Raw genomic sequence first — 11,977 nt, forward strand, 5'->3', positions numbered from 1 at the left:
CGCCCAAGTACTGGCGCAGCGCGGTCAAGCCGAGGGCGTGCCGCAGTCATTCAGCACGGGCAATCCCAACTGGAGCGTCAGTTTTATCCCGGGGGCCTCGCTCACCGAGTCAGTGATCTCACCGTTGCTGCTGGGCATAGCCGGCCTTTTGGCATTAATCGGCGCGATGGTTGGGCTGTTTTTGCTGAACAACCATCTACAACGCAAGCTACAGGCCGACGCGCTGCAACTGGGTCAAATGGTCAAAGAACTCAATGCCGGCAAACCGGTCAAATCCTTTTGCCTGAGTCTGCCGGTCCTCGACAGCTTGGCTCAGAGCCTGGCGCGCATGCCGCGCCGCGCGCATGAGCCCGCTGCCGCGACGCCCGCCAGCACGACGACGCCGAACACCAACAACCCAACACGCAGCGCCGCACCAACGCCGTCCGCAGCGCATCCGATGATCGACCCCCTGTTTCAGGACACCGATATTTTGGACATCGACATTCTCGACGAAGATCAAGACCTGCTGGGCCTAGATGAAGCGCCACCAGCGCCAACGCCAATCAACGCCCCCAAACTACCTGCCGATATCTTCCGCGCGTACGACATTCGCGGCGTGGTCGGACGCACCTTGAATGCGGAAACCGCGTACTGGATCGGCCGCGCCATCGGCTCGCAAACCATCGCTGAGGGTGAACCCAACATCGCCGTCGGGCGTGACGGCCGCCTGTCCGGCCCAGTCCTGGCGCAGCAGCTGATCCAGGGCTTGCTGGACAGTGGCTGCCATGTGAGCGATGTCGGCATGGTGCCGACGCCCGTGGTGTACTTCGCCGGGCATGTGCTCACCGGTAAATCGGCGGTGATGCTCACCGGTAGCCACAACCCGGCGGACTACAACGGCTTCAAAATTGTTATCGCTGGCGACACCCTGGCCAATGAGCAGATTCAGGCGCTGAAAACGCGCATTGATACCAATGACCTGATCAGCGGTGTGGGTAGTGTCGAGCAAGTCGATGTTCTGGATCGCTACTTCAAACACATCCGCGACGACATCGCCATGGCCAAGCCTATGCGTGTGGTGGTCGACTGCGGCAACGGCGTAGCGGGCGTGATCGCCCCGCAGCTGATTGAGGCACTGGGCTGCTCGGTGATTCCGCTGTACTGCGAAGTGGACGGCAACTTCCCCAACCACCATCCCGATCCCGGCAAGCCGGAGAACCTTGCCGATCTGATCGCCAAGGTTAAAAGCGAGAAAGCCGACATCGGCCTGGCCTTTGACGGCGACGGTGATCGCGTCGGCGTGGTGACCAATACCGGCACCATCGTCTACCCGGACCGGCTGCTGATGCTGTTCGCCAAGGACGTGGTCTCGCGCAACCCGGGTGCGGACATCATTTTCGACGTCAAATGCACACGCCGCCTGACCCCGTTGATCAGCGGCTACGGTGGCCGCCCGGTGATGTGGAAAACCGGCCACTCGCTGATCAAGAAGAAAATGAAGGAAACCGGCGCCCTGCTCGCCGGGGAAATGAGCGGCCACGTGTTCTTCAAAGAGCGCTGGTTCGGCTTTGATGACGGCATCTATGCCGCCGCACGCCTGCTGGAAATCCTCAGCCAGGATCGCCGCGACGCCGAGCACGTGTTCAACGCCTTCCCGAATGACATCTCCACCCCGGAAATCAATATTCAGGTCACCGAACAGAGCAAGTTCAGCATCATTGATCGCCTGCAACGCGACGGCGTGTGGGGCGAAGGCAACATCACCAACCTCGATGGCGTGCGCGTGGATTACCCCAAAGGCTGGGGCCTGGTGCGTGCATCCAACACCACGCCGGTGCTGGTGCTGCGCTTTGAGGCGGAAACCGAACAGGAACTCGAACGGATCAAGGAAGTCTTCCGCGCCCAGCTCTACAGCGCCGCGCCTGACCTCAGCCTGCCGTTCTGACTGACTCACACACCTTTAACTGGAGCCCTGCATGACCCTCGAACGTGACGCCGCCAGCAACGTCGCCAAGGTACTGTCCGAAGCACTGCCGTACATCCGCCGTTTTGTCGGCAAGACCCTGGTGATCAAATACGGCGGCAACGCCATGGAAAGCGAAGAGCTGAAAGAAGGCTTCGCCCGCGACATCGTATTGATGAAAGCCGTGGGCATCAACCCGGTGGTGGTGCATGGCGGCGGCCCGCAGATCGGCGACTTGCTCAAGCGCCTGTCCATCGAAAGCCACTTTGTCGACGGCATGCGCGTCACCGACACCGCGACCATGGACGTGGTGGAAATGGTCCTGGGCGGCCAGGTCAACAAAAGCATCGTCAACCTGATCAACCAACACGGCGGTAGCGCCATCGGCCTGACCGGTAAAGATGCGCAGCTGATCCGCGCGAAAAAGCTCAAGGTCAGCCGCCAGACGCCGGAAATGACTCAGCCAGAGATCATCGACATCGGCCACGTCGGCGAAGTCACCGGGGTCAATACCGACCTGCTGAACATGCTGGTGAAGGGCGACTTCATCCCGGTCATCGCGCCGATTGGCGTCGGCCCGGATGGCGAGTCTTACAACATCAACGCTGATCTGGTAGCGGGCAAAGTGGCTGAAGCGCTGAAAGCTGAAAAGCTCATGCTGCTGACCAACATTGCCGGCCTGATGGACAAGCAGGGCCAAGTGCTGACCGGCCTGACCACCGAGCAGGTCGATGGCCTGATCGCCGACGGCACCATTTACGGCGGCATGCTGCCGAAGATCCGCTGCGCCTTGGAAGCGGTGCAAGGCGGCGTCACCAGCGCGCATATCATCGACGGCCGTGTGCCGAATGCCGTGCTGCTGGAAATCTTCACCGACAGCGGTGTCGGCACGCTGATCTGCAACCGCAAGCGCCACTGAGCCCTGCTACCGAATCAGACCGCTGATCGTGGCTGATTCGCCCGCCTGATAGCCTGCTGCGCACCTTGCAGCGGGCTCTTGCAGCACCCAAGCTCAGTGGCTTAGCACTGTAGCCGAGGTGATTCACATGAGTAGCCCACCGTCCCGCGACGCCTTCAGCTTCTTTCATCCTTTGCGCGTGCGCTGGGCTGAAGTGGACCCGCAAAGCATTGTGTTCAACGGTCACTACCTGACGTATGCCGACGTCGCCATTACTGAATACTTTCGAGCGCTAGGCATTCGCTACCCGGACGACCTGAGCCGCGATGGTGGCGATTTCTTCGCGATCAAGACCGTACTGGAATATTTGGCACCCGCCCGCTTCGACGATGAGTTGCAGGTTGGCATTCGCGTCGCCCGCCTGGGCCGCTCCAGCCTGAGCTTTGCCCTGGGGATCTGGCGCGATGAACAGGCGCTAACGGCCGGTGAAGTGATTTACGTGCACGCCGACAAGACGAGCCGCAGCAGCAGCCCGCTGCCGGTCTGGCTGCGGGAAAAGGTCATGGCGTTTGAACGTTGCGCCCCTGAGGCATAGGGACGCTGGCGGCAACCCTTTATTAACGGTTGCGCTCTTGCAGGTGCTTGATCCGGTCGAGGTCGGCATTAAAGCTGCTGTCAGCGTCTTTACGCACGGCTTGATAGCGCACGATGTCGCTCTTAAGCCGTTCTTGCTCAGCTTTCTGGTTATCGATCTGCCCTAGCAGGTGAGCCGGTACAGCACGACCGCTACGCTCATGGTCGGCGGCCTGGCTTTGCAGGTTGGCTTGCTGGGTGCGCACAGACTGCAAATTACTGCGCGCCACACCGATCAAACCGTCGAGTTCAGCCAGCTTGCGCTGACGGGCGCGCTCGACGTCTTCCGGCGTGCTGTAAAGGCGTAGCAGTTGCGCATCGGAGTTGGCGCGGGCTTTTTCAGCCAGAATGAGCTGCATTTCCTCGGCGCTAGGCGCTGGAGCAATCACCCGCACCACCCGGCCCTGCTCATTGAGCACTTCATAACCCTTGCTGATGTGCTCCGGCGGCACACCCTGACGACTCAAGACCGTGGTGCCCTTGTCATCGACATAGCGATACAGCTCCGTTGCGCCCGCCATAACCGGCAGCAGTAGGCCTAGCAACAGCGAACAGCGGGTCAGGGCAGGACTATGCATCAGTGCAACACCTTATCGATAGGTTAGATACCGTACTCGGCGCGGTAGGCTTGTACCGCCGGCAGATACTGCTTGAGTTCAGCATCCTCTGCCAGATATTCCAGCACCTGTTCGAGTGACACAATACTCACCACGGGCATGCCGTAGTCGCGCTCCACTTCCTGAATCGCCGACAATTCGCCTTTGCCACGCTCTTGGCGGTTCAGGGCAATCAGTACCCCGGCGGCCTGTGCGCCCTGGGCCTGAATAATATGCATCACTTCGCGAATCGCCGTACCGGCAGTGATCACGTCATCGATAATCAACACACGACCGGCCAGTGGAGCCCCTACAAGCGTACCGCCCTCGCCGTGATCCTTGGCTTCCTTGCGGTTGAAACACCAGGGCACGTCACGTTGATGATGCTCAGCCAAGGCCACCGCGGTGGTCGCAGCCAGCGGGATACCCTTGTAGGCCGGGCCAAACAGCACATCAAAATCAATCCCGCTGTCCATTACCGCCGAGGCGTAAAACCGGCCGAGCTGGGCCAAGGCCAAACCGCTGTCAAACAGCCCGGCGTTGAAGAAATAAGGACTGATGCGCCCGGACTTGAGGGTGAACTGACCAAAGCGCAGGACCCCACGCTCAATGGCAAAACGGATGAAATCACGTTGATACGCTTGCATGAAAAGCCCCGGACGGCACGGATTTACTAGGAAATTACTTATTGGACACGAGCTCGGGTATCATACACGCACGTGATTTTGGGGGCCATTTATGCGGATCATCAGTGTGAACGTGAATGGTATTCATGCTGCAGTCGAGCGCGGTTTGCTCAGTTGGCTGCAAGCACAGAATGCCGACGTCATCTGCCTGCAGGACACCCGCGCCTCCGCCTTTGAACTGGACGACCAAGCCTTCCAACTGGATGGCTATTTCCTCTATGCCTGTGATGCAGAAGTGCCAAGCCAAGGTGGCGTGGCGCTGTATTCGCGGTTGCAACCCAAGGCGGTAATCAGCGGCCTCGGCTTTGAAATGGCCGATCGCTATGGGCGCTACCTGCAGGCCGATTTCGACAAAGTAAGTATTGCCACCATGCTCATGCCTTCAGGGCAGCAGGGTGACGAGAGCTTGAATCAAAAATTCAAGTTTATGGACGACTTTACTCATTATTTGGACAAGCAGCGCCGCAAGCGCCGCGAATACATCTATTGCGGCTCGTTCTATGTGGCGCATCAGAAGCTCGACGTGAAGAACTGGCGCGACTGCCAGCAATTGCCCGGCTTCCTTGCACCGGAACGCGCTTGGATGGACGAGGTGATTGGCAGCATGGGCTATGTGGATGCCCTGCGCGAAGCCAGCCGCGAAGGCGATCAGTTCAGCTGGTGGCCGGACAGCGAGCAAGCGGAGATGCTCAACCTTGGCTATCGCTTCGACTATCAGCTGCTGACGCCCGGCATGCGCCGTAGCATCCGCAGCGCCCGCCTGCCGCGCCAACCGCGCTTCTCGCAGCATGCGCCGTTGATCGTCGATTACGACTGGATACTCAGCGTGTAGCGCCCAATAAAAAACCGGCTAAATGCCGGTTTTTTACGTTCTGCCCTTAGAGCGCCTACTTCACCAGACGCCAAGAGAACGGATAGCGATAAGCCTGGCCTTCATTGGCCTTGATCCCGGCAATGATGGTCAGCACCAGCGCACCCACGCTGACCAGCAGCAGCAGCGGGAAACCAATCACCACCACCATCAGCAAGACGCACAGCAGTGCCGCCAAAGCGACGCTGATCTGAAAATTCAGCGCTTCCTTACCCTGAGCATCAACGAACGGATCCAAGTCTTTCTTGATCTGCCAAACAATCAACGGCCCGAGCAGATTGCCGAAAGGAAATACGAGCCCGAGAAAAGCCGCGAAATGGCAGAACATTGCCCATTGACGGGCTTCAGGGCCGGGAGTGGGCTGCGGTGCTAGGGGTTCGTCGCTCATGGTGCGTCTCCTTGCGGTGTGGGCTTAAAGCTATCGGACTTAATCGACCAGAGCAGCCTGCTGCAGTTCAAACAGCTCAGCCATACCTTTTTGCGCCAACGCCAACATGGCGTTCAGCTCGGCCGGCTGGAAAGGTGCGCCTTCAGCGGTGCCCTGCACTTCGATGAAGCCACCGGCGCTGGTCATCACCACGTTAAGGTCGGTTTCGGCAGCGGAGTCTTCCAGGTAATCCAGATCCAATACCGGCTCGCCCTGGTACATGCCTACCGACACCGCGGCAATCATCTGCTTGAGCGGATCGCCACCTTTCAGGCCGCCACGCTTTTTGACTACTTTCAGCGCATCAACCAGTGCCACCATGGCCCCGGTAATAGAGGCGGTGCGGGTGCCGCCGTCAGCCTGGATCACGTCGCAGTCGACGTATAGGGTGTTTTCGCCCAGTTTGGACATGTCCAACGCTGCACGCAGCGAACGGCCGATCAGACGCTGGATTTCCAGGGTGCGGCCGCCCTGCTTGCCACGGCTGGCTTCACGCTGGTTACGGTCGCCGGTGGCACGCGGCAGCATGCCGTACTCGGCCGTCAACCAGCCCTGGCCTTGACCCTTGAGGAAACGCGGCACACCCGACTCAACACTGACCGTGCAAATCACTTTGGTATCGCCAAACTCAACCAGCACCGAGCCTTCGGCGTGTTTGGTGTAGTTGCGGGTAATGCGAATCTGGCGCAACTGATCGGCGGCGCGGCCACTGGGACGTTTCATCAAGGAATTCCTACTCTGAATAAAAATCTGCCCGGCATTATAGGGCCGGAACGGTGCGGCGCTATGCCGAATTGGGAGCGACCGACGCACTGCGCTACAATCTCGCGCCTTTGCTTTCGACTTTCCGCGAGGTTCGCCCCGATGATCCACAGCATGACTGCCTTCGCCCGCGCCGAGCAGGCCGGTACCCACGGCACCCTGAGCTGGGAGCTGCGTTCGGTTAACCATCGCTACCTTGAGCCGCACCTGCGTTTACCGGAGAGCTTTCGCGACCTCGAAGGTGCTGTGCGCGAAGCGCTGCGTAACGGCCTGTCGCGTGGCAAGGTCGAATGCACCCTGCGTTTTAGCGATGACAGCACCGGCAAAGCCTTGCAGGTCGATCTGGAACGCGCCGCGCAACTGGTCGCCGCCGCTGAAAGCGTCGCCAACCTGATCAAACAACCGGCCGCACTCAACCCACTGGAAGTGCTCGGCTGGCCCGGCGTGCTGGTGGCGGACGCTGCGGACCCGCAAGCACTCAACCAGAATGCGCTGACGCTGTTCACCGAAGCGCTGAACGAGCTGAAGAGAGGCCGCGAGCGCGAAGGGGCGGAACTGGCCAAACTGCTTAACGAGCGCTTGGACAGCATCCTCGAACAAGTCGCGACGCTGCGTGAGCTGGTACCGCAGATGCTCGCGGGTCAACGACAGAAGATTCTCGACCGCTGCGCCGACATGCAGGCCGAACTGGATCCGCAACGCTTGGAGCAAGAGTTGGTGATTCTGGCGCAAAAGAGCGACGTCGCCGAAGAACTCGACCGCCTCAGCACCCACGTCAGCGAAGTGCGCCGCGTCCTGAAAACCGGCGGACAAGCGGGCCGCCGCTTGGATTTCCTTATGCAGGAACTCAACCGCGAAGCCAACACCCTTGGTTCCAAGGCTTTCGACACTCGCAGCACGCAGGCGGCGGTAAACCTGAAAGTGCTTATCGAGCAGATGCGCGAACAAGTGCAGAACATCGAATAAAAACTACTGCGCTAGGCTATGCCGCGTTGAAATCAGGTTCGAAATGCTCATTTACAGTCGTAAACTCCGCTTTCTCACCTGATTCCGCCTTGCCTATCCGTCGCTCGCTACGTTTTCAAGCCCCCAAGATTTGTTCAGGAAGCTCTCAATGACCACTACCACCGGCACCCTGTACATCATTTCCGCCCCCTCCGGCGCGGGCAAGACCAGCCTGGTCAAGGCGCTGATCGACAGCGAAGCGCAGATTCGCGTCTCCGTTTCGCACACCACCCGCGCCATGCGCCCGGGCGAAGTGGATGGGGTGAACTACCACTTTGTCAGCCGTGAGCACTTCCATGCCATGCTCGACAAAACCGAGTTCCTTGAACACGCGGAAGTCTTCGGCAACCTCTACGGTACTTCTCAGGAATGGGTTAAACAGACGCTGGCCGAAGGCTACGACCTGATTCTGGAAATCGACTGGCAAGGTGCGCAGCAGGTGCGTCGACTGATGCCAGAGGCCAAATCCATCTTTATTCTGCCGCCAACTCAGGAAGCGCTGCGCCACCGCCTAACCAATCGCGGCCAGGACAGCGGCGAAATCATCGAACGCCGCATGCGCGAAGCCGTTAGCGAGATGAGCCACTACGTTGAGTACGACTACATTCTGATCAACGATGATTTCTCCCACGCCCTCAGCGACTTGAAGGCTATTTTCCGCGCTAATCAGCTTCTGCAGAGCCCTCAACAGCAGCGCCATGCCGGGCTGCTTAACGAGCTGCTGGCCTAGGCCGGTTCGTCGAGCTGATAGCCGGCCGGCTTTTCTTTACGCTTTAAGCTTGTGACTGCGGGCTGGTTTTCTTAGACTACCCAGTCCGCTCGCCCATTTGGGCTTAGCCTTATTACGCATTTGCTACGAGGAACACCATGGCCCGCGTTACCGTCGAAGATTGCCTGGATCACGTTGATAACCGCTTTGAGCTGGTCATGCTCGCCACCAAGCGTTCGCGCCAACTGGCTACCGGCGGCAAAGAGCCTAAGCTGGCTTGGGAAAACGACAAGCCAACCGTGGTCGCGCTGCGTGAAATCGCCGCTGGCCTGATGAGCTACGACGTCATCGCTCAAGACGACATCGTGGAAGAAGAACCGTTGTTTGCCGCATTCGAGGACGAGGCTAACGAGCCTCTGTAAGCCTATGCAGGGTCGACGTCGTCAGGCGCAGGGTTATCTGAATCGACAAGGGGAAAGCCCATGCCGAGCATAGACGCCCTCGCCGACAGACTTTCGACCTACCTCGACGGCGACCAGGTCAATCTGGTGCGCCGCGCTTATTTTTACGCTGAACAAGCCCACGACGGCCAACGCCGACGCAGCGGCGAAGCTTACGTCACCCATCCTCTGGCGGTGGCGAGCATCCTGGCCGACATGCACATGGACCATCAGAGCCTGATGGCCGCGATGCTGCATGACGTGATCGAAGACACCGGTATTGCCAAAGAAGCTCTGGACACCCAGTTCGGCGAGTCCGTGGCGGAACTGGTCGATGGGGTCAGCAAACTGACCCAGATGAACTTCGAGACCAAAGCCGAAGCTCAAGCTGAAAACTTCCAGAAAATGGCCATGGCCATGGCCCGCGATATTCGCGTGATCCTGGTCAAGCTGGCCGACCGCCTGCACAACATGCGTACCCTGGAAGTGCTGTCCGGCGAGAAACGCCGACGCATCGCCAAAGAAACTCTGGAAATCTACGCACCGATTGCCAACCGCCTGGGCATGCACAGCATGCGTATCGAGTTCGAAGACCTAGGCTTTAAGGCCATGCACCCGATGCGCTCCGAGCGTATCCGTACGGCAGTCAAACGCGCTCGTGGCAATCGCAAGGAAATCGTCAACAAGATCGAAGAGTCGATCACCCACTGCCTGGCCCGTGAAGGCCTGGAAGGTGAAGTCGTCGGGCGCGAGAAGCATCTTTACGGCATTTATCAGAAGATGCGCGGCAAACGCCGCGCGTTCAACGAAATTATGGACGTCTATGCCTTCCGCATTGTCGTCGACAAGGTTGATACCTGTTACCGCGTGCTCGGCGCCGTGCACAACCTTTACAAGCCACTGCCCGGCCGCTTCAAGGATTACATCGCGATTCCCAAGGCTAACGGTTACCAGTCCCTGCATACCACGCTGTTTGGCATGCACGGTGTACCGATCGAGATCCAGATCCGTACCCGCGAGATGGAAGAGTTGGCCAACAACGGCATCGCCGCGCACTGGCTGTACAAGTCCAACGAAGAAGACCAGCCCAAGGGTAGCCACGCCCGCGCGAGGCAGTGGGTCAAGGGCGTGCTGGAAATGCAGCAACGCGCCGGCAACTCGCTGGAGTTTATTGAGAGCGTAAAGATCGACCTGTTCCCCGACGAGGTCTACGTGTTCACGCCCAAAGGCCGCATCATGGAGCTGCCGAAAGGCTCTACGGCGGTCGATTTCGCTTATGCGGTGCACACCGATGTCGGCAACACCTGCATTGCGTGCCGCATCAACCGCCGCTTGGCACCGCTGTCGCAAGCCTTGGAAAGCGGTTCTACGGTCGAGATCGTCAGCGCACCCGGCGCACGACCCAACCCGGCTTGGTTGAGTTTTGTGGTCACTGGTAAAGCCCGCACCCACATCCGCCATGCACTGAAACTGCAACGTCGCTCAGAGTCCATCAGCCTCGGTGAGCGCTTGCTGAATAAAGTCTTGGCCGGCTTTGACAGCCGCGTCGAAAAACTCTCGCCCGAACGCGTTCAAGCAGTGCTCGCCGAATACCATTTGGATGTGATCGAAGACCTGCTCGAAGACATCGGCCTGGGTAATCGCATGGCCTATGTGGTGGCACGTCGCCTGCTGAGCGACAGCAACGAGGCACAGCCAAGCAGCGAAGGGCCGCTGGCGATTCGTGGCACAGAAGGCCTGGTGCTGAGTTACGCCAAGTGCTGCACACCGATTCCGGGCGATCCGATTGTCGGCCACCTGTCCGCCGGCAAAGGCATGGTGGTGCACTTGGACAGCTGCAAGAACATCGGTGAAATTCGCCACAACCCCGAGAAGTGTATTCAGCTGTCTTGGCCCAAGGACGTGACCGGCGAATTCAATGTCGAACTGCGCGTCGAGCTTGAGCATCAGCGCGGTCTGATTGCCCTGCTGGCCAGCAGCGTGAACGCCGCCGACGGCAATATCGAGAAAATCAGTATGGACGAGCGCGATGGCCGCATCAGCGTCGTGCAATTGGTCGTCAGCGTGCATGACCGCGTGCACTTGGCTCGCGTGATCAAGAAGCTGCGCACCCTGACCGGGGTGATTCGCATCACTCGCGCCCGCGCCTAAGCAGCCCCAAAGAACGTATCCCACGCCAAGCCGCTGTGGCTTTCATTCGGCACAGGCAATCTAACTCGCAGCGCATCTAAGGATGCGCGCACTACTTTTCTCCATCACTGTTTGCAGGAGTTCCCATGAGCAAGAGCGTTATCAGCAGCGACAAGGCCCCGGCCGCTATCGGCACTTACTCCCAGGCGATCAAGGCAGGTAACACTGTTTATATGTCCGGGCAAATCCCGCTGGACCCCGCCACCATGGAGCTGGTTGAAGGATTCGAAGCGCAGACCGTGCAGGTATTCGAGAACCTCAAGGCCGTGGCTGAAGCAGCCGGCGGCTCATTCAAGGACATCGTCAAGCTGAACATCTTCCTCACCGACCTGTCGCATTTCGCCAAGGTCAACGAAGTCATGGGCCGTTACTTTGAGCAGCCCTACCCTGCCCGCGCTGCCATCGGTGTGGCTGCCCTGCCACGCGGCGCACAAGTGGAAATGGACGCGATCCTGGTTCTCGAATAAACCCTTAGCGGGGCCACGGCCCCGCTCTTCTCAAGGCGGAGGCGTCATGCGCAGCCTGTTATTTGCCCTGTTTGCCAGCGCCCTGCTCAGTGGCTGCGCCAGCACGCCCTCTTCGCCTGACGGCACCTGGATCAACCAGGCTGCTATCACGGCAGCGGTGGAGCGCGGCAATCTGCGTGAGGCGCTGCTCGCCTATGGGCCCAATCTGGAATGGCAGATCGACAGCCAACGCCAATTGGCCAGTTTTAACAAGGCTCTGTCTGAGTTAACTGTTGCAGTGGTCTAAACTGAATCGTGACATCTCCGAATACGAGGGATTGATCATGAAGACGATTCAATTTTCACGGT

13 protein-coding genes and 1 pseudogene are annotated in these 11,977 nt (G+C 59.2%); 10 read left to right on the forward strand and 4 right to left on the reverse strand.

From position 1 onward, the window contains the following. Positions 1 to 544: 544 nt before the first annotated feature. From algC to AUK77_RS14650, 3 genes are all read left to right on the forward strand, one after another. Positions 545 to 1,927 (forward strand): phosphomannomutase/phosphoglucomutase, encoded by a 1,383-nt coding sequence (gene algC / locus AUK77_RS14640; protein WP_296130957.1) that lies wholly within the window; start codon positions 545 to 547, stop codon positions 1,925 to 1,927. 31 nt (positions 1,928 to 1,958) lie between these two features. After that, positions 1,959 to 2,864: an acetylglutamate kinase gene (argB, locus tag AUK77_RS14645; protein WP_296130920.1), complete on the forward strand. Its 906-nt coding sequence runs from the start codon at positions 1,959 to 1,961 to the stop codon at positions 2,862 to 2,864. A 127-nt stretch (positions 2,865 to 2,991) separates the two neighbouring features. After that, on the forward strand, positions 2,992 to 3,438 hold the full coding sequence (locus AUK77_RS14650; protein WP_296130922.1) for a thioesterase family protein: 447 nt from the start codon (positions 2,992 to 2,994) through the stop codon (positions 3,436 to 3,438). 22 nt (positions 3,439 to 3,460) lie between these two features. Here AUK77_RS14650 and AUK77_RS14655 read toward each other — a convergent pair whose 3' ends face one another. After that, positions 3,461 to 4,054, reverse strand: a complete 594-nt coding sequence (locus tag AUK77_RS14655; protein ID WP_296130924.1) for a DUF4124 domain-containing protein — start codon at positions 4,052 to 4,054, stop codon at positions 3,461 to 3,463. A 23-nt stretch (positions 4,055 to 4,077) separates the two neighbouring features. Continuing rightward, complete coding sequence (pyrE, locus tag AUK77_RS14660) at positions 4,078 to 4,719, reverse strand: orotate phosphoribosyltransferase (protein WP_296130927.1); 642 nt, start codon at positions 4,717 to 4,719, stop codon at positions 4,078 to 4,080. Positions 4,720 to 4,810: 91 nt separating this feature from the next. On the opposite strand from pyrE, the gene AUK77_RS14665 reads away from it, so the two are divergent. Then, on the forward strand, positions 4,811 to 5,590 hold the full coding sequence (locus AUK77_RS14665) for an exodeoxyribonuclease III (protein ID WP_296130929.1): 780 nt from the start codon (positions 4,811 to 4,813) through the stop codon (positions 5,588 to 5,590). A gap of 55 nt (positions 5,591 to 5,645) precedes the next feature. Here the strand turns inward: AUK77_RS14665 and AUK77_RS14670 are convergent, their stop codons facing one another. Beyond that, positions 5,646 to 6,017, reverse strand: coding sequence for a DUF4870 domain-containing protein (locus tag AUK77_RS14670; protein ID WP_296130931.1), 372 nt, complete (start codon positions 6,015 to 6,017; stop codon positions 5,646 to 5,648). 39 nt (positions 6,018 to 6,056) lie between these two features. Continuing rightward, positions 6,057 to 6,779: a ribonuclease PH gene (gene rph, locus AUK77_RS14675; RefSeq protein ID WP_296130932.1), complete on the reverse strand. Its 723-nt coding sequence runs from the start codon at positions 6,777 to 6,779 to the stop codon at positions 6,057 to 6,059. Between the two features lie 141 nt (positions 6,780 to 6,920). Here rph and AUK77_RS14680 point away from each other — a divergent pair, with 141 nt between their 5' ends. The 6 genes and pseudogenes from AUK77_RS14680 to AUK77_RS14705 all read left to right on the forward strand — a co-directional run. Continuing rightward, positions 6,921 to 7,784, forward strand: a complete 864-nt coding sequence (locus AUK77_RS14680) for a YicC/YloC family endoribonuclease (protein WP_296130935.1) — start codon at positions 6,921 to 6,923, stop codon at positions 7,782 to 7,784. Positions 7,785 to 7,932: 148 nt separating this feature from the next. Beyond that, positions 7,933 to 8,553, forward strand: coding sequence for a guanylate kinase (gene gmk / locus AUK77_RS14685; RefSeq protein WP_296130938.1), 621 nt, complete (start codon positions 7,933 to 7,935; stop codon positions 8,551 to 8,553). Positions 8,554 to 8,690: 137 nt separating this feature from the next. Beyond that, positions 8,691 to 8,954, forward strand: a complete 264-nt coding sequence (rpoZ, locus tag AUK77_RS14690; protein ID WP_296130941.1) for a DNA-directed RNA polymerase subunit omega — start codon at positions 8,691 to 8,693, stop codon at positions 8,952 to 8,954. A 60-nt stretch (positions 8,955 to 9,014) separates the two neighbouring features. Next, positions 9,015 to 11,123: a bifunctional GTP diphosphokinase/guanosine-3',5'-bis pyrophosphate 3'-pyrophosphohydrolase gene (spoT, locus tag AUK77_RS14695; protein WP_296130943.1), complete on the forward strand. Its 2,109-nt coding sequence runs from the start codon at positions 9,015 to 9,017 to the stop codon at positions 11,121 to 11,123. 125 nt (positions 11,124 to 11,248) lie between these two features. Next, positions 11,249 to 11,629 (forward strand): RidA family protein, encoded by a 381-nt coding sequence (locus AUK77_RS14700; RefSeq protein ID WP_296130946.1) that lies wholly within the window; start codon positions 11,249 to 11,251, stop codon positions 11,627 to 11,629. A 46-nt stretch (positions 11,630 to 11,675) separates the two neighbouring features. After that, positions 11,676 to 11,858, forward strand: a pseudogene (locus tag AUK77_RS14705) (hypothetical protein); the annotation flags it as partial. Positions 11,859 to 11,977: the final 119 nt, after the last annotated feature.

The sequence above is a fragment of the Pseudomonas sp. Ga0074129 genome (assembly GCA_001465025.1).
Lineage (GTDB): Bacteria > Pseudomonadota > Gammaproteobacteria > Pseudomonadales > Pseudomonadaceae > Aquipseudomonas.

What these genes read in the sequence shown, in the direction of transcription:
- AUK77_RS14665 (WP_296130929.1), top strand. Translation starts at nt 4,811, where the DNA reads ATGCGGATCATCAGTGTGAACGTGAATGGTATTCATGCTGCAGTCGAG.
- AUK77_RS14650 (WP_296130922.1), top strand. Translation starts at nt 2,992, where the DNA reads ATGAGTAGCCCACCGTCCCGCGACGCCTTCAGCTTCTTTCATCCTTTG.
- AUK77_RS14680 (WP_296130935.1), top strand. Translation starts at nt 6,921, where the DNA reads ATGATCCACAGCATGACTGCCTTCGCCCGCGCCGAGCAGGCCGGTACC.
- argB (WP_296130920.1), top strand. Translation starts at nt 1,959, where the DNA reads ATGACCCTCGAACGTGACGCCGCCAGCAACGTCGCCAAGGTACTGTCC.
- AUK77_RS14700 (WP_296130946.1), top strand. Translation starts at nt 11,249, where the DNA reads ATGAGCAAGAGCGTTATCAGCAGCGACAAGGCCCCGGCCGCTATCGGC.
- AUK77_RS14670 (WP_296130931.1), bottom strand. Translation starts at nt 6,017, where the DNA reads ATGAGCGACGAACCCCTAGCACCGCAGCCCACTCCCGGCCCTGAAGCC.
- spoT (WP_296130943.1), top strand. Translation starts at nt 9,015, where the DNA reads ATGCCGAGCATAGACGCCCTCGCCGACAGACTTTCGACCTACCTCGAC.
- AUK77_RS14655 (WP_296130924.1), bottom strand. Translation starts at nt 4,054, where the DNA reads ATGCATAGTCCTGCCCTGACCCGCTGTTCGCTGTTGCTAGGCCTACTG.
- pyrE (WP_296130927.1), bottom strand. Translation starts at nt 4,719, where the DNA reads ATGCAAGCGTATCAACGTGATTTCATCCGTTTTGCCATTGAGCGTGGG.
- gmk (WP_296130938.1), top strand. Translation starts at nt 7,933, where the DNA reads ATGACCACTACCACCGGCACCCTGTACATCATTTCCGCCCCCTCCGGC.
- rpoZ (WP_296130941.1), top strand. Translation starts at nt 8,691, where the DNA reads ATGGCCCGCGTTACCGTCGAAGATTGCCTGGATCACGTTGATAACCGC.
- rph (WP_296130932.1), bottom strand. Translation starts at nt 6,779, where the DNA reads ATGAAACGTCCCAGTGGCCGCGCCGCCGATCAGTTGCGCCAGATTCGC.